The 15386-nt window shown below is 68.2% G+C and carries 16 protein-coding genes and 2 tRNA genes; 11 read left to right on the forward strand and 7 right to left on the reverse strand.

Translation table 11 applies throughout. The features are described 5' to 3' along the window. Positions 1-117: 117 nt before the first annotated feature. Positions 118-465, reverse strand: a complete 348-nt coding sequence (locus tag ACW17W_RS09745; protein ID WP_492076670.1) for a hypothetical protein — start codon at positions 463-465, stop codon at positions 118-120. Between the two features lie 82 nt (positions 466-547). Continuing rightward, positions 548-988 carry an NUDIX hydrolase gene (locus ACW17W_RS09750; protein ID WP_492080301.1) on the reverse strand — a complete coding sequence of 147 codons (441 nt, stop codon included), beginning with the start codon at positions 986-988 and terminating at the stop codon, positions 548-550. Positions 989-1086: 98 nt separating this feature from the next. Between ACW17W_RS09750 and ACW17W_RS09755 the strand changes: the two genes are divergently transcribed. The 5 genes from ACW17W_RS09755 (at position 1087) to ACW17W_RS09775 (ending at position 5867) form a co-directional block, all read left to right on the forward strand. After that, positions 1087-2508, forward strand: coding sequence for an FAD-binding oxidoreductase (locus ACW17W_RS09755; protein WP_492076671.1), 1422 nt, complete (start codon positions 1087-1089; stop codon positions 2506-2508). Further along, positions 2508-2999 carry a YybH family protein gene (locus ACW17W_RS09760; protein ID WP_492076672.1) on the forward strand — a complete coding sequence of 164 codons (492 nt, stop codon included), beginning with the start codon at positions 2508-2510 and terminating at the stop codon, positions 2997-2999. The genes ACW17W_RS09755 and ACW17W_RS09760 overlap by 1 nt, the downstream gene beginning before the upstream one ends. 75 nt (positions 3000-3074) lie before the next feature. After that, on the forward strand, positions 3075-3848 hold the full coding sequence (gene yaaA / locus ACW17W_RS09765) for a peroxide stress protein YaaA (protein ID WP_492076673.1): 774 nt from the start codon (positions 3075-3077) through the stop codon (positions 3846-3848). A 102-nt stretch (positions 3849-3950) separates the two neighbouring features. Continuing rightward, positions 3951-4763 (forward strand): 3-hydroxybutyrate dehydrogenase, encoded by an 813-nt coding sequence (locus ACW17W_RS09770; protein ID WP_492076674.1) that lies wholly within the window; start codon positions 3951-3953, stop codon positions 4761-4763. An 18-nt stretch (positions 4764-4781) separates the two neighbouring features. After that, complete coding sequence (locus ACW17W_RS09775) at positions 4782-5867, forward strand: patatin-like phospholipase family protein (protein ID WP_492076675.1); 1086 nt, start codon at positions 4782-4784, stop codon at positions 5865-5867. A gap of 12 nt (positions 5868-5879) precedes the next feature. Here the strand turns inward: ACW17W_RS09775 and ACW17W_RS09780 are convergent, their stop codons facing one another. Genes ACW17W_RS09780 through ACW17W_RS09795 form a run of 4 tightly spaced genes read right to left on the reverse strand, consistent with a single transcriptional unit; the run spans position 5880 to position 8156 of the window. Further along, positions 5880-6077 (reverse strand): hypothetical protein, encoded by a 198-nt coding sequence (locus ACW17W_RS09780; RefSeq protein ID WP_492076676.1) that lies wholly within the window; start codon positions 6075-6077, stop codon positions 5880-5882. A gap of 27 nt (positions 6078-6104) precedes the next feature. Then, positions 6105-7031, reverse strand: coding sequence for an L-threonylcarbamoyladenylate synthase (locus ACW17W_RS09785; RefSeq protein WP_492076677.1), 927 nt, complete (start codon positions 7029-7031; stop codon positions 6105-6107). After that, positions 7028-7603 carry a YceI family protein gene (locus ACW17W_RS09790; protein ID WP_492076678.1) on the reverse strand — a complete coding sequence of 192 codons (576 nt, stop codon included), beginning with the start codon at positions 7601-7603 and terminating at the stop codon, positions 7028-7030. The genes ACW17W_RS09785 and ACW17W_RS09790 overlap by 4 nt, the downstream gene beginning before the upstream one ends. A 1-nt stretch (position 7604) precedes the next feature. Beyond that, positions 7605-8156 carry a cytochrome b gene (locus ACW17W_RS09795; protein WP_492076679.1) on the reverse strand — a complete coding sequence of 184 codons (552 nt, stop codon included), beginning with the start codon at positions 8154-8156 and terminating at the stop codon, positions 7605-7607. Positions 8157-8292: 136 nt separating this feature from the next. On the opposite strand from ACW17W_RS09795, the gene ACW17W_RS09800 reads away from it, so the two are divergent. From ACW17W_RS09800 to ACW17W_RS09820, 5 genes are all read left to right on the forward strand, one after another. Then, a complete protein-coding gene (locus ACW17W_RS09800) occupies positions 8293-10077 on the forward strand; it encodes an acyl-CoA dehydrogenase family protein (protein ID WP_492076680.1) in 1785 nt (594 codons plus the stop codon). Positions 10078-10345: 268 nt separating this feature from the next. Then, positions 10346-12586, forward strand: coding sequence for a S9 family peptidase (locus ACW17W_RS09805; protein ID WP_492076681.1), 2241 nt, complete (start codon positions 10346-10348; stop codon positions 12584-12586). Next, positions 12583-13158: a GNAT family N-acetyltransferase gene (locus tag ACW17W_RS09810; RefSeq protein WP_492076682.1), complete on the forward strand. Its 576-nt coding sequence runs from the start codon at positions 12583-12585 to the stop codon at positions 13156-13158. Before ACW17W_RS09805 ends, ACW17W_RS09810 begins: the two co-directional genes overlap by 4 nt. After that, complete coding sequence (locus tag ACW17W_RS09815; protein ID WP_492076683.1) at positions 13155-13544, forward strand: hypothetical protein; 390 nt, start codon at positions 13155-13157, stop codon at positions 13542-13544. The genes ACW17W_RS09810 and ACW17W_RS09815 overlap by 4 nt, the downstream gene beginning before the upstream one ends. A 64-nt stretch (positions 13545-13608) precedes the next feature. Continuing rightward, complete coding sequence (locus ACW17W_RS09820; protein ID WP_492076684.1) at positions 13609-14985, forward strand: hypothetical protein; 1377 nt, start codon at positions 13609-13611, stop codon at positions 14983-14985. 69 nt (positions 14986-15054) lie between these two features. Here ACW17W_RS09820 and ACW17W_RS09825 read toward each other — a convergent pair. Further along, positions 15055-15128 (reverse strand) — tRNA-Gln (locus ACW17W_RS09825). A 154-nt stretch (positions 15129-15282) separates the two neighbouring features. Here ACW17W_RS09825 and ACW17W_RS09830 point away from each other — a divergent pair. Continuing rightward, positions 15283-15359: transfer RNA gene (locus ACW17W_RS09830), tRNA-Pro, on the forward strand. The last annotated feature ends 27 nt before the right edge of the window (positions 15360-15386 follow it).

Below are 15386 nucleotides of genomic sequence, written 5' to 3' on the forward strand. Positions count from 1 at the left end.
GCCGGCTGCGCCACAAAAAGCGGCAGGCGACGCCCGGTCGGCGATCGCGCACGTCGGGCATGAAAAAGGGGCGGCCCCGATCGGAGCCGCCCCTCTGAAAAGCGCCTCAGGAGGCGATCAGCCTTCCGTGACGTCGATCGAGCCGCCGTCCAGCTCGCAGAAGTCCTGCGAACCCAGCACCAGTTCGCTGCCGTCCGAGAACACGGCCTTCAGGTCGTATTCGCAGTCCTCGAGATCGTCGTCGATGGTCACCTCGACGCTGTCGCCGGCGTCCAGAACGCCGTCGCCGAAGATGTCCTCTTCCCATTCATCCGTGCTGACGACGGAGATGTAGAGCGACACCAGAACATGGTCCGTCTCGTTGTTCAGGGTAAAGGTCACCGGCTCGGTCACCTGGGCCAGGGCGGCGGCGGGTGCGGCGCAAGCGATAAGGGCCGCCAGTACGGCGGAAGTCATCAGTCTCATCAAATTTCCCCTCGGCCTCGGCCGAAACCAAGCGGCGCAATGTCGCCCGAACGCCTTTCCACTACTCCGCAGAACTTCACCGTCAAGCGGGCGACGTCACGAAATTTGATGCCAGCGCGCAGGTCGAGACAACGTTATGCGCTTGACGGATAATCCGGCGCGTTTCCTCCCAGTCGACCATCCCTTCGATCGACGACAGGGGGTGAAAGGCCGCCTCGGCTGCATCGTGGCCGGCCCTCGGTTCTCCGCCCGTCCAGACGGCCGCATAGTCGATCAGCACATAGTGCCGCCCGATCCCGGGAAAGACGCCGTCCACCACATCAACCAGCCCGACAAGATCCGCCGTGACGCCGGTTTCCTCGGCCAGTTCCCGCAGGGCCGCCTCCCGCACCCCCTCGCCCGGCTCGATCCGCCCGCCCGGCAGGCTCCATTCCCCGGCGCGCGGCGGTGTGCCGCGACGAATCAACAGCACCTCCTCGCCGCGAAAACACGCCACGCCGACGGCGGGAACGGGGGCGGTCATGGTCGGAAAGGGCATGGGTGGTCAAATCCGGGCGAAAACCTTGGGCCTATCCTAGCTTTCGCCTTTCGCCGGGCCGAGGGCTTTGCGACAAGGGCGACATGGACGCTCCCTCGCCCTCCCCTGTCGACCCCGCCGTCATCGCGGCGCTGAAAGCCGCGCTCGGGCCGGACGGCTGGACCGAGGACGCCTTCGAGATCGCGCCCTGCCTGACCGAATGGCGCGGACGATGGACCGGCCACACCCCGATCCTGCTGACACCGCAGACCACGGACGCGGTGGCCGCGGCCGTGAAAATCTGCGCCGCCGCCGGCGTAGCGATCACCCCCCAAGGCGGCAACACCGGTCTGGTCGGGGGCCAGATTCCCTTTGGCGAGGTTCTGATCTCGACGAAGAAGCTGCGCCGGGTTCGCGACGTGACCCCGCTGGACGACGCCATGACCGTCGAGGCGGGCGTCACCCTGCTGGAGGCCCAGCAGCAGGCGACAGCTGCGGGACGCTACTTCCCGCTCAGCCTCGCGGCCGAAGGCACCGCCACGATCGGGGGAGTGATCTCCACCAATGCCGGCGGAACCCAGGTGCTGCGCTACGGCATGATGCGCGACCTGGTGCTGGGCCTCGAGGCGGTCATGCCGGACGGGCGGATCTTCCACGGCCTCAAACGGCTGAGGAAGGACAACACCGGCTATGATCTCAAACAGCTGCTGATCGGCGCGGAAGGCACGCTCGGCATCGTTACGGCGGCGACCCTGAAGCTGTTCCCGATCATGCGCTCACGCGCCGTCGCCATCGTCGGGGTCGACAGCCCGGCCGCCTCCATCGAACTGCTCGCCCGCGCCCGCGACGAGGCTGGCGGCGGGGTCGAGGCCTTCGAGTTGATGAAGCGGATGGGGATGGAGTTCGTCCTCAAACACATACCGGATACGCGCGAACCGCTCGACACGACGCCGCCCTGGTATGTGCTGATCGAACTGGCCGATGGGGCGCCCGGCGGGGCGGAAGCGGCGATGGAGCGGGTGCTGGAGACCGCCTTCGAGGCCGGTCTGATCACCGACGCCGCCATCGCCCAGAACGAGACCCAGCGCGCCGCATTCTGGCGTCTGCGCGAGGAGCATTCGGCGGCGCTCAAGCCCGAGGGCGGGGGCTGGAAACACGATGTCTCGGTGCCGATCTCGCGCATTCCTGACTATATCGAGGAGGCCGGGGCGGCGGTGGAGGCCTTCCATCCCGGGGCGCGGGTCTCGGTCTTCGGCCATGTCGGCGACGGCAACCTCCACTACGACATCCTGCCGCCAGTGGGCGCCGATATCGCCGCCTTCATCGGGAGGTGGAAGGAAGGCTCGGCCGTCGTCCATGGCGTGGTCGGTCGCTATGACGGCTCCATTTCGGCCGAACACGGTCTGGGACGTCTGAAGACCGATGAGGCCCGCGGCTACAAGACCGCGCTGGAGATCGAGACCATGCGCGCCATCCGCGCCGCCATCGACCCGCAACGGATCATGAACCCGAAGGTCCTGTTCTGATGCGCCGTCGGGCCTTTGCCAGGATCATGGGCGCGGGGCTGATGGCCGCCGCCCTCGCCGGGACCGCGCCCGCCATCGCCCAGACGCCGCCGGCCTTCGACGAGACGACCGAACGCGCCGCCATCCTGACCGTCATCGCCGACATGCAGGCGGCCTGGAACCGGGGCGACTACCGCGGCTATATGCAGGGCTTCAAGAACCCGGGCGTGATCTTCGTCTCGGGCGGCCGGATCAAGGACGGCTGGCAGGGCGCCCTGGACGAATACATCCGCAACTATGGCCCCACGCCCGAATCACGCGGCGACCTGACCTTCTCGGACATGACGGTCGAATTCCTCGCCCCGGACGCCGCCCAGCTCATTGGCCGCTATCGCCTGGTCCGGCCCGAGAATTCGATGGAAGGCATCAATACCCGCCTGTTCCGCAAGATCGACGGCGTCTGGGTCATCGCCCTCAACCATGTCTCGGCCCGTCCGGTCGAAACGCCCTGACCGGGTGCGGGCGCCGACGGTTCAAATCGTCGCCAAACCGGCCTATCTGCCCGGCATGCTGAACGGAGCTGCGCCTTGCTGATCGTCCTGTCCCCGGCCAAACGGCTGGACTTCACCGAGACCGACCTCGCCCTGCCGGCCTCCACGCCGCGATTCGCCGACGACGTCGCGACCCTGGCCAAGACCGCCAAACGCCAGACCCAGGCCGATCTGCGCCGGTTGATGGGGATCTCGGCCGACCTCGCCAAGCTTAACCAGGCGCGCTTCAAGGCGTTTGACCCGACCGACGCGCACGCCGGCGTCCAGGCGGTCATGGCCTTCGCCGGCGACGTCTATCAGGGCCTGGATGCGCGCAATCTCGATGCCGCCGCCCTCGACTGGGCCCAGGACCGGCTGCGCATCCTGTCGGGCCTCTATGGCCTGTTGCGCCCGCTGGACCGCATCCAGCCCTACCGGCTGGAGATGGGGGTGAGGCTCAAGACCCGGCGCGGCGCCAGCCTCTATGACTTCTGGGACGACCGGATCTCGAAACAGCTGAATGCGGACGCCGGGGGCCACGCCCATCCGGTCCTGATCAACCTGGCCAGCCAGGAATATTTCGGCGCCGTGGACGCAAAGGCGCTGAAACTGCCTGTCGTCACCCCCCATTTTCGCGAGGAAAAGGACGGAGAGAGCCGGATCATCTCCTTCTTCGCCAAGAAGGCGCGCGGCCTGATGGCCCGCTGGGCCATCGAACGCCGCATCGAGGACCCGGAGGGGCTCAAGGCCTTCGAGGTCGAAGGCTATCGCTTCAATCCCGAACGCTCGGACGCCCGCGACTGGATATTCACCCGATCGGGAAATTCTTGATCCCCGCCTGTCGCCTTCGCGGTTGCACTCGCCTAAGCTGACGGCAAAAGCAGAAACAAGCCGGAAACGTTCAGTCCCATGTCCCAGCGGAACCCCGACGCCGTGTCACCCCCCGTGTATCGCAGCCCTGAGGACCTCAGGGGTCAGGTCGCCGTCATCACCGGCTCGACCTCGGGGATCGGCCTGGCCCTGGCGGAGGCCGTGGCGTCGCGGGGCGGCGACGTCGTCCTGAACGGCCTGGGCGATCCGCTCCAGATCGAGGCGGCCCGGGCGAAGCTGGCGACTGACCATGGCGTCCGCGTCCTGTACCACGGCGCCGACATGACCCACGGCGACCAGGTCGCCGACATGGTCGCCTGGGCCCATCGCGAGCTCGGACGCATCGACATTCTGGTCAACAACGCCGGCATCCAGCACGTCGACGCCGTCGAGACCTTCCCCACCGCCAAATGGGAACAGATACTCGCCATCAACCTGTCGTCAGCCTTCTACGCCACCCGCGCCGCCATCCCCATTATGAAGGCCCAGGGCCGTGGCCGGATCGTCAACATGGCCTCGGCCCACGGTCTTGTGGCCAGCCCGTACAAGTCGGCCTATGTCGCCGCCAAACATGGCCTGGTCGGCCTGACCAGGACCGTGGCCCTGGAGCTGGCGCGGGACGGGATCACCTGCAACGCCATCTGCCCGGGCTTCGTCCACACCCCGATCGTCGACAAACAGATCGAGGACCAGGCCCGGGTCAACCACATGCCGCGCGAACAGGTGATGGAGGACATCATCCTGGCCAAACAGCCCTCGAAAGAGTTCATTACGGTGGAACAGCTGGTCGGCTGCTTCCTTTACGTCGTGTCAGACGCCGGCGCGGGCGCCAGCGGGACCACCTTCTCCATCGACGGCGGCTGGACCGCCCAGTAGCGACGAAACGGGAGGTCCATGGCGCTCTTCACCCGCAAGACCTCCGCCCCGGCGGCCAGGACAAAACCTTCGCCGCCTCCCTCCGGCAAACGCCCGATCTGCCTGGCACTCCAGGGCGGCGGGGCCCATGGCGCCTTCCAGTGGGGCGTGCTGGACCGGCTGCTGGAGGACGACCGTCTGGATCTCCGCGCCGTTTCGGCCGCATCGGCCGGCGCCATGAACGGCGCGGCCCTGATCTCCGGCCTGGCCCAGGGCGGGGCCGTGGGCGCGCGCGCGGCCCTCGACACCCTGTGGCGCGAGACCAACCGCTCAGGCGGCAAGAACGTCTTCGGCGACAGCGCCATCTGGAGCGCGGCCCTGACGCCCGGCTGGATCAAGGACAGCCCGATGTGGCGCTCGATGGAGACCCTGGCCGGCTCCATGAGCCCCTACGAATTCAACCCCTTTAACCTGAATCCTCTGAAACGGGTTCTCGATGGCTCGATCGATTTCGAGGCGGTGCGAACGTCGAAGGTGAAGCTCTTCGTCGCCGCCACCCAGGTCCGCCACGCCCGCGCCCGGATTTTCACCTCGCCCGAGATCAGCGACCAGGTGCTGCTGGCCTCGGCCTGTCTGCCGCACCTGTTCCAGTCGGTGGAGATTGAAGGCGAGCCCTACTGGGACGGCGGCTATCTGGCCAATCCGCCGCTCTGGCCCCTTTACGAGGGCGACACCCCCGACGACATCCTGCTGATGACCCTGAATCCGTTCGAGCGGGACGACACGCCCCGCGCCGCCGGCGACATCATGGACCGGATCAATGAGATCGCCTTCTCGGCCCCCCTGACCGCCGAACTGCGAGCCGTCGCCTTCATGCAGGAACTGTTCGAGGAAGGCCGGCTGACCGAGGACGCCCGCGGCCGCTATCGCCACGTCCGCATGCACGCCATCGAGGCCGACGGCTGGCTGGACGACCTCGGCTCGGGCTCGAAATTCAACACCGAATGGACCTTCCTCAACCGGCTGAAGACCAGGGGTCGCGAGGCGGCGGACGAGTGGCTGGCCAACTGTTTCGACGCCGTGGGCGAGCGGTCGAGCGTGGATCTTCAGGCCCGGTTTTCCTGACGCCTGTGAGCCCTATCGGCTCATCCAGGGCTTGGACTTGCCCGTCGCGATCTTGGCCGCCTGTTCGCGCTGGAACCGCCCGCCGCGCGGGGGCGTGGGCCGGGCGTCCAGAAGCGCCTTCTTTAGACGCAAGGCGCGCTGGACGGGCGTTTCGTCCGGATTTGCGGGCGGAGCGGCAGGCGTATCGTCAGGCGTATCGGACTGGGTCATGTGCAACCGTAGCACAATTGCGAGCGCCTACCCCACAAACCCCGCCGCCCGCCGCAGCCGGTCATTGATCGCCTCGCCCAGCCCGCTCGTCGGCACCGGCGCCACCGCGATGCCCGAGGGCCGTTGGCGGTCCGCCTCGCGCAACAGCCGGAACAGGTTCGCCGCCGCCTCCCGCAGATCGCCGGACACGCTCAGGCTCCAGCGCGAATCGCCGAGGCCCGGCCCGAAGCCCAGCAGGATTTCTCCCGCCCTCGCCGCCTCCGCCTCGATTCGCACCGGCGCGTCGGGCGCATAGTGCAGGGCCAGCCGCCCCGGGGAACGGTGTCCCTCCCCGCCCCCGCGATCCAGCGGCCCGATCAGGGCCTCCAGATCGTCCGCCGTGACCGCGCCGGGCCTCAACAGGGCGACCCGTCCGTCCAGCACCGAGACCACCGTGCTTTCAACCCCCACGGCGCAGGGGCCGCCGTCGACGGCGGCGGCGGCAGAGGCGCCCGTCTCCTCCAGGGCGTCGGCAAAGGTCGTCGGACTGGGCCGGCCCGACCGGTTGGCCGAGGGCGCCACGACCGCGCCGCCAAAGGCGTCGATCACCGCCCGCGCCCGCGCATGGCCCGGAACCCGCACCGCCACACTGTCCAGCCCGGCCCGCGCCAGATCACAGACCGTCCCCCGGTCCCGCACCGGCGCCACGATCGTCAGCGGCCCCGGCCAGAAGGCCTCGGCAAGGGCCCGGGCGCGTCCGTCGAACACCGCCACGGTCTCGGCCGCCGCGGCATCTGATATGTGAGCAATCAATGGGTTAAATCGGGGTCTTCCCTTGGCTTCGAAGATAGCCGCGACCGCCTCGGGGTTGGCGGCGTCGGCCGCCAGTCCATAGACCGTCTCGGTCGGCAGGATCACCAGACCGCCCGCGCGCAGGGCCTGACTCGCCGTCCGGTCGTCGTCGCCCGCCCTCATGGCGTCGCCTCGCGCAGGACCAGGGACACATCCACCCGCACGTCCCGCCCGATCAACCCGTTCAGCCCGCTGCGATGGCCCACGCCATAGGCCATGCGGTCGACGGTAAAGCCCCCGGTCAGCCGCTCCATGCCGCCCGCCGCCCCCAGGTCGACCGGGAAGCTGATCCGGCGCGTCTGTCCCTTGATCGTCACATCCGCCTCGGCCGTGTAACGACGCCCCTCGCCCCGGGTCACCGAACGAAGCCGGAACAGGATCAGCGGGTAACGGCCGGAGTCCAGGAAATCGGACCCGATCGCCCGGCGCGTCAGCGCCCTCTGCCGCATCACCAGCGAGCCGGCGCGGACCTCGATAGATGCCTCCGCTACGCCGCCCCCCTCGGGGTTCAGACGGATGTCGCTGCTCGACCAGTCCGAAAACCGGCCGGTCTGCACCGCGCCGAAGGCCCTGACGGACAGGCTGACGGTGGAGCGGTCGGTCAGGACCGACCAGCGCAGCTCGGCGGCGCTGGCGGGCCCGACGTCGCCGAGCCCCAGCAGAAGAACGCCGGCCAGGACGGCGGAGAGATTCATCTCACGGCCGGCGCGGAATGATCGGGATCATCCGGTGCAGGACATTGTCGCGGTCGATGAACTGGTGCTTCAGCGCGCCCAGGACGTGCAGGGCGATCAGCCCATAGAGCCCCTTCATCACCAGCTCATGCAGGTTCATCAGTCCCCGCGCCGCCTCGCGTCCGCCCTCCACCGGCAGCAGCGGCCAGTTGAACAGGCCGAACCATTCAATGGCCCGTCCGCCCGCCGAGGACGCCAGCCAGCCCGTCATCGGCATGGCGATCAGCACGACATAGAACAGGATATGCACACCGCGCGCCGCCCATTGCTCCCACTTCGGCATGTGGCGGGGAAGCGCGATGGCCGGATTGGCCAGCCGCCAGCCGATACGGACCAGGGTCAGGACCAGAATTGTCAGGCCGACCGACTTGTGCCAGCCGACCAGATCCCGCGACAGGGGCCCCTCCGTCGCCTCATGCGCCGTGATCAGCAGGACCTGGACGAGGATCAGCGCCGCCAGCAGCCAGTGCAGGGTCAACGAGACAGCAGAATAGCGATTGCGGGGTTCGGCCATCTGACACGCTCGATCTCGATAAAGACCCACTCTTGCAAAGCCTGACGGCCACGCCAACCCGCTTGCTTGCCGATACGGCAACACGGCATGAAGGGACAAGGGCGCGAGAGCGCATCCGAACATGAGGAAATACGCCATGGCCTACCGCGCCCCGGTCAAAGACATCGCCTTCAGCCTCAGCGCCGTGGCCGGCATCGAGACCGTGGCCGCGACCGGCGCCTTTCCCGACTATGACGCCGATGTCATGGGCGCGATCCTTGAGGCGGCCGGTCAGTTTTCCGAGGAAGTCCTCGCCCCTCTGAACCGGCCGGGCGATCAGGCCGGGGCGACCTACGCCAATGGCGCGGTGACCGCCGCCCCGGGTTTCGCCGACGCCTATCGCCAGTTCGCCGAGGGCGGCTGGACCGGTTTGACGGCCTCCGCCGAATCCGGCGGCCAGGCCCTGCCCAAGGCGCTGGAACTGGCGGCCTATGAGACGGTCCACTCGGCCAATATGGCCTTCGGCCTTTGCCCCATGCTGTCCCTCGCCGCCATCGAGGCGCTGGAGGCCCACGGTACGGAGGAACAGAAAGCCGTCTATCTGCCGAAACTGGTCTCGGGCGAATGGACCGGCGCCATGGTCCTGACCGAGCCGGGCGCGGGCTCGGATCTCGGCGCCCTGACCGCCACTGCCACCCCGAACGGCGACGGGACGTACGCCCTGAACGGCCAGAAGATCTTCATCACCTGGGGCGACCACGACGCCACCCCCAACATCGTCCACATGGTGCTGGCCCGCCTGCCCGACGCCCCTCCCGGCCCCAAGGGCATCAGCCTGTTCCTCGCTTCCAAATTCGAGGTGAAGGCCGACGGATCGCTGGGCGACCGCAACGATTTCCGCCCCGTCGGGGTCGAGCACAAGCTGGGCATCCACGCCTCTCCCACCTGCGTCATGAGCTATGAGGGCGCCCGCGCCACCCTGGTCGGCCGGCCCAATGAGGGGCTGTCGCACATGTTCGTCATGATGAACGCGGCCCGTCTGGCCGTGGGCGTCGAGGGCGTCGGCATCGCCGAGATGGCTTACCAGCACGCCCTGACCTATGCCCTGGACCGCAAACAGGGCCGCTCGATCTGGACCGGCGAAAGCCACGCCCCGATCTTCGACCACCCGGACGTGCGCCGCACCCTGTCGGTGATGAAGGCCAAGATCGAGGCCGCCCGGGCCCTCTGCCTGTCCACCGGCGTCGCCGCCGATCTGGCCAAACACGCCGCCACCCCGGAGGATCGCAACCACTGGAAGGGCCGGGAGGATCTGTTCACCCCGATCGCCAAGGCCTGGTCGACCGACATCGGCTGCGAGGTCGCGTCCCAGGGCGTCCAGATCCACGGCGGCATGGGCTTCATCGAGGAGACCGGCGCGGCCCAGTACTATCGCGACGCCCGGATCGCCCCGATCTATGAAGGCACCAACGGCATCCAGGCGATGGATCTGGTGGGGCGCAAATTGTCGATGGACGGCGGCGGCGCGGCCATAGCCCTGATCGCCGAGATGAAGGCGACCGCCCTCCCCCTGGCCAAACTCTATGCCGGCAAGCCGCTCGAACGGTTCCTGACGGCCGTCGAGGCCGTCGAGGACGCCACCCTCTGGCTGCTCGACCGCAAGGCCGAGGCGGACGGCGGGGCTGACGTTCTGGCCGGCGCCGACGCCTATCTGAAACTGCTCGGGGATGTCGTCGGCGGCTGGATGCTGGCCCGCGCCGCCCTCGCCGCCAGGGCGCGTCTGGACGCCGGAGACAGCGACGTCGCCTGGCTCAACGGCAAGATCGCCCTCTATGAGGTCTATGCCGCCAATGTCCTCGGCCACGCCTCCAGCCGCCTCGCCGCCGTCGGCCAGGGCGGCGACCTTCTGGCCCGCATGTCCCGGGAAGCCCTGGGAGCCTGACGCCTTTCTCCTCCCCATGGCCCTTGCGATGGGGAGGGGGACCGCGACCCGAAGGGGGGCGCGTAGCAGCCAGGCGGTGGAGGGGTTTTTTCAGCGTCCGCCTTGTCTGTGATGAAGAAAGAACCCCTCCGTCCCGGCGCAAGCGCGCCGATCCACCTCCCCACGCCTGAGGCGCAGGGAGGAGACGAAAAGGCTTACCCTGCCGCATTGACCTTCACGGCTCCGCTCGCCCATGGTTGCCGCCGCCCTTCCGCCCGGAAATCCCGCCATGAACCGTCGTGAACTGATCGCCTCGGCCGCCGCCACGACCGTCGTCGCCGTCGCCCCTGCCGCGCGGGCCCAGCCTTCAAATCTCCAGTCCGGACCTTCCATGCCCCACAGCCGTCCCGTTCCGCCCGTCGCGCGGAAGATCCCGGTCGTCATCGAACAGCTGGGCCGCACCCGGACCGACGACTACCAGTGGATGAAGGACGACAACTGGCAGGCGGTGCTCAAGGACCCGTCCCTGATCAAGGCCGACGTCAAGGAACACCTGACCGCCGAGAACGCCTATCGCGAGGCCATGATGACCTCGACCCTGCCGATGCAGGCGGCGATGTTCGACGAGATGAAGGGCCGCATCAAGGAGGCGGACAGCTCGGTCCCCGCACCCGACGGCCGCTGGGAGTATTTCACCGAATATCGCACCGGCGAACAGCACCCGCGCTACATGCGGGTCGCCCGCAGCGGCGCGTTCCGCGTGGACGGTCAGGACGTCACGATCAACTTCGTCGCCGCCCCGACGCCGGAGCTGCTCCTCGACGCCAACGAACTGGCGAAGGGCAAGGCCTATTCGGACGTCGGCGCCACCGAGCCCAGCCCGGATCACACCCTGTTCGCCTATGCCGAGGACGCCCAGGGCTCGGAGGTCTACAGGATCTACGTCAAGGACCTGGCCACCGGCGAGGTCCTGCCCGACGTGATCGGCGACACGGGCGGCAACTTCACATGGTCGCCGGACAGCCAGTGGATCTTCTGGACCAACCGCGACGACAACGGCCGCCCCGACAAGATCTTCCGCCGTCCCGCGCGCGGCGGCGAGACGACCCTGGTCTATGAAGAGACCGACGAGGGGATGTTCATCGGCATCGGCCGCACCGCCGATGACGCCTTCCTCGTCATCTCCATCGGCAATCAGGAGACCTCGGAATCGCAGGTCATCGCCGCCGACGCCCTGACCGCCGCACCGGCCGTGATCGAGCCCCGGCACGAGGGCCGCCTGTACGAGCCGGACCACTGGGGCGACCGCTGGGTGATCCGCACCAATGCCGATGAGGCCATGGACTTCAAGATCGTCGAGGCTCCGACCGCGACTCCCGCCAAGGCGAACTGGACCGACCTGGTGGCCCACACCCCCGGCCGCTTCATCGAGGGCGTCAGTCTGGTGAAGGACCATATCGGCCGCCAGGAACGGGCCGACGCCAATACCAGGATTGTCATCCGCGACCGCGCCGGTCAGGAGCACGAGATCGCGGTCGACGAACCCGCCTTCGCCCTGTCTCTGGGCGGGGCGTCGGAGTTCGACACCCCGATCATGCGCTACGCCTACAACTCGCCGTCCACGCCCACGACGACCTATGACTACAACCTGCAGACGCGCGAACGGACGGTGCGCAAGGTTCAGGAGGTGCCGTCAGGCCACAATGCGGCGGACTATGTCGTCGAGCGGCTGAACGCCCCGGCGCCCGATGGCCAACTGGTGCCCGTCACCGTGCTGCGCAGGAAGACCACCCCGGTCGACGGCTCCGCCCCCCTGCTGCTCTACGGCTACGGCTCCTACGGCAACGCCATCCCTGCCAGCTTCTCGACCAACCGGCTGTCGCTGGTGGATCGCGGCTTCATCTATGCCATCGCCCATGTGCGCGGCGGCTCCGACAAGGGCTGGAACTGGTTCCTGTCGGCCCGGCGCATGACCAAGAAGAACACCTTCACCGACTTCATCGCCTGCGCCGAGCACCTGATCGCCAACGACTACACCCAGGCGGGCCGGATCGTGGCCGAGGGCCGGTCGGCCGGCGGCATGCTGATGGGGGCGATCACCAATATGCGGCCTGACCTGTGGGCGGGCGTGATCGGCGGCGTGCCCTTCGTCGACGTGATCAACACCATGTCGGACACCAGCCTGCCGCTGACCCCGCCGGAATGGCCCGAATGGGGCAATCCGATCGAGGACCCGGCCGCCTACGACTATATGTATTCCTACAGCCCCTACGATCAGATCGAGGCGAAGCCCTATCCGGCCATTCTCGCGACCGGCGGCCTGTCCGACCCGCGCGTCACCTACTGGGAGCCGGAGAAGTGGGTGGCGAAGCTGCGGCCCGCCACGACCTCGGGCAAGCCGGTCCTGCTCAAGATCAATATGGAGGCGGGCCATTTCGCCTCGTCCGGCCGCTTCGACTATCTGAAGGAGGTCGCCCACGACTACGCCTTCGCCGTCTGGGCCATCGAGAAGGGTTGGGAACAGGCTTGAGCGACGTCCGGCCCCTCGAATTCAGCATCCGTGACGCCGCCGCCAGCGATATGGGGTCGATCACGGCCATCTACGCCCAGGATGTGACCAGCGGCACGGGGACCTTTGAACTGGAGACGCCCGATCTCGGCGAGATGATCCGGCGCCACGCTACGATCCGCGCCCTCGGCCTGCCCTGGCTGGTGGCCGAGGTGGACGGGGCGGATGGCAATAAGGCGGTGGCGGCCTATGCCTATGCCGGTCCGTTCCGGACGCGGCCCGCCTATCGCTATACGGTCGAGGATTCTGTCTATGTCGACGTGGCGCACCATGGAAAGGGCCTCGGCAAGGCCCTGCTGGGCGAACTGATCCGCCAGTGCGAGGCCCTGGGCCTGCGCCAGATGCTGGGCGTCATCGGCGACTCGGCCAACGCCGGCTCGGTGGCCCTGCACGCCGCCTGCGGCTTCGAGATGATCGGCACAATGAAGACGGTCGGCTGGAAGTTCGACCAATGGCGCGACGTGGTTTTCATGCAGCGCGCCCTCGGGCCGGGCGATGCCGAAGCGCCTGACGCGAGCGGCATGCCGCTGTGACGTCGCACGGGGTGGCGGCCGGACATCCGGAGGCCTGGGCTACAGCCGTGCGCATCCTGATGGCCTTGCTGAGCATGATGGCCGCCCTGACCCTGATGGGTCTGGGCGCTGTGACCGCGTCGGCGGCGACCGCAGAGGCCGCGCCCTGCCACGAGACGGCTTCACCGCAGAAGGCGGGTCATCATGGCATGGTCGGGGACGACGCCCCCGAACCGCCGGCCAGGGCGATGAAGCTCATGGCCTGCTGCATCGCCTGTGTGGCCGCGACGCCCGCCGCGCCCGAGGCTACGCCGGTGGTGTTCGCCCGCCCGGGCGTCCAGCCCGCGCTGCAGCCGATCCGGACCGGCCTGATCCCCGCCCCTGAGCCCGAACCTCCGAAAGCCTGACGTCCGACCTCGCACGACGGCGCACCGCAGCCGCATCCGGATTCAGATTTCAAAGGAGCCTTCGATGGCCATCCCCTCCCGTGTCGGCCTGCTGGCCGGCGCATCCCTGTTCGCCCTCGCCCGGACGGCGACGGCGCAGGACCATTCCCACCACCAGACGCCCCCGCCTGCTCCCTCGCCCGTCCAGACCCCTCCCGCCGATCCCCACGCCGGGCATGGCATGTCGGCGGCCGAGACGGCGCAGGCCGATCCCCATGCCGGCCATGCCATGCCGATGACCAGCCCGCTCGGCCCATGGCCCATGACCCGCGACGCCTCGGGCACAGCCTGGCAACCGGATATGTCGGAGCACGGCGGTCTGCATGGTCAGGCCGGCGACTGGTCCCTGATGGGCCACGCCATGCTGAACCTCGTCTACGATCAGCAGAACGGCCCGCGTGGCGGCTCGAAGACCTTCGTGGCCGGCATGCTGATGGGCGCCGCCCGGCGTGACTTCGACGACGGGTCTGCCTTGAACCTGCGCGCCATGGTCAGCCCCGACCCCCTGATGGGCAAGGCCGGCTATCCGCTGCTTCTGGCGGCGGGCGAGACGGCCGACGGGGTCCATCCCCTGGTCGATCGCCAGCACCCCCACGACTTCCTGATGGAGCTTTCGGCCAGCTACTCACGGCGGCTGAGCGACAAGGACAGCGTCTATGCCTATGTCGGCCTGCCCGGAGAGCCGGCGTTCGGCCCGCCGGCCTTCATGCACCGGATGAGCGCCATGGACAGTCCGGAGGCGCCGATCACCCACCACTGGCTGGACTCGACCCATATCGTCTTCGGCGTCACCACCCTGGGCTGGACGCATGACCGCTTCAAGGTCGAGGCCTCGGCCTTCAAGGGCGAGGAGCCGGACCAGCACCGCTGGGACATCGACGCGCCGCGTCTGGACAGCTGGTCCGTGCGCGCCTCGTTCAACCCGACGCCGGAATGGTCGCTTCAGGCCTCATACGCCGACGTCTCCGCCCCCGAACAGCTCGAGCCGGACGAGGACGAGACGAAGCTGTCCGCCAGCGCCCTCCACACCCGCCGGTTCGGCGCCGGCGGCTGGTGGTCCACCAGCCTGGCGTTCGGGCGCAAGACGAATGACCACGACGAATCGAAGGACGCCTGGATGCTGGAATCGGCCGTCCACCCCAACGCCGACTGGACCGTCTTCGCCCGCGCCGAGCGGATCGAGACCGACGAGCTGCTGCCCGGCGCCCACGGCGGCCACGGCGACCTGTTCACCGTGGCCAAGGCTTCGATCGGCGCCATCCGCGACTGGCGGTTGTCGCCCTCGACGGTGTTTGGTCTCGGGGCGATGTACTCGGTCAACCGCATACCGCTGGCCCTGGAACCGTCCTACGGCGGCGATCCGGACGGAAGCATGGTCTTCGTTCGGCTGAAGATCGGCTGACGCCGGACGGCCCGCCGGGGGCGCTGCGGCGTTCCCGGCGGGGTCGATCCTGATGTCAGGGAGGGCCGATGGCTGGGGAACTAGGACTCGAACCTAGAATGACGGTACCAAAAACCGGAGTGTTACCATTACACCATTCCCCAGCAGGCTCGGCGTATCCAGGCGCCGAAGCGCCGGGAGGCGGTCGAATACGCCAAGGCGTCAGGGGATGCAACACCCGGTTTCGCGGGAAATTTCGCCGGTGCGAGATCGCTCTTGCAGCCCCCCGGGCCGCTCGCTATAAGCCCGCCTCCAAGTCGGAGTGTGGCTCAGTCTGGTAGAGCACTGCGTTCGGGACGCAGGGGTCGGAGGTTCGAATCCTCTCACTCCGACCATTTGGATTTCGCGCCTTTCCCGAAGGC

The sequence above is a fragment of the Brevundimonas sp. FV1ye29L genome, assembly GCF_058681095.1.

What these genes read in the sequence shown, in the direction of transcription:
- ACW17W_RS09745 (WP_492076670.1), bottom strand. Translation starts at nt 465, where the DNA reads ATGAGACTGATGACTTCCGCCGTACTGGCGGCCCTTATCGCTTGCGCC.
- ACW17W_RS09750 (WP_492080301.1), bottom strand. Translation starts at nt 988, where the DNA reads ATGACCGCCCCCGTTCCCGCCGTCGGCGTGGCGTGTTTTCGCGGCGAG.
- ACW17W_RS09755 (WP_492076671.1), top strand. Translation starts at nt 1,087, where the DNA reads ATGGACGCTCCCTCGCCCTCCCCTGTCGACCCCGCCGTCATCGCGGCG.
- ACW17W_RS09760 (WP_492076672.1), top strand. Translation starts at nt 2,508, where the DNA reads ATGCGCCGTCGGGCCTTTGCCAGGATCATGGGCGCGGGGCTGATGGCC.
- ACW17W_RS09775 (WP_492076675.1), top strand. Translation starts at nt 4,782, where the DNA reads ATGGCGCTCTTCACCCGCAAGACCTCCGCCCCGGCGGCCAGGACAAAA.
- ACW17W_RS09780 (WP_492076676.1), bottom strand. Translation starts at nt 6,077, where the DNA reads ATGACCCAGTCCGATACGCCTGACGATACGCCTGCCGCTCCGCCCGCA.
- ACW17W_RS09785 (WP_492076677.1), bottom strand. Translation starts at nt 7,031, where the DNA reads ATGAGGGCGGGCGACGACGACCGGACGGCGAGTCAGGCCCTGCGCGCG.
- ACW17W_RS09790 (WP_492076678.1), bottom strand. Translation starts at nt 7,603, where the DNA reads ATGAATCTCTCCGCCGTCCTGGCCGGCGTTCTTCTGCTGGGGCTCGGC.
- ACW17W_RS09795 (WP_492076679.1), bottom strand. Translation starts at nt 8,156, where the DNA reads ATGGCCGAACCCCGCAATCGCTATTCTGCTGTCTCGTTGACCCTGCAC.
- ACW17W_RS09800 (WP_492076680.1), top strand. Translation starts at nt 8,293, where the DNA reads ATGGCCTACCGCGCCCCGGTCAAAGACATCGCCTTCAGCCTCAGCGCC.
- ACW17W_RS09805 (WP_492076681.1), top strand. Translation starts at nt 10,346, where the DNA reads ATGAACCGTCGTGAACTGATCGCCTCGGCCGCCGCCACGACCGTCGTC.
- ACW17W_RS09820 (WP_492076684.1), top strand. Translation starts at nt 13,609, where the DNA reads ATGGCCATCCCCTCCCGTGTCGGCCTGCTGGCCGGCGCATCCCTGTTC.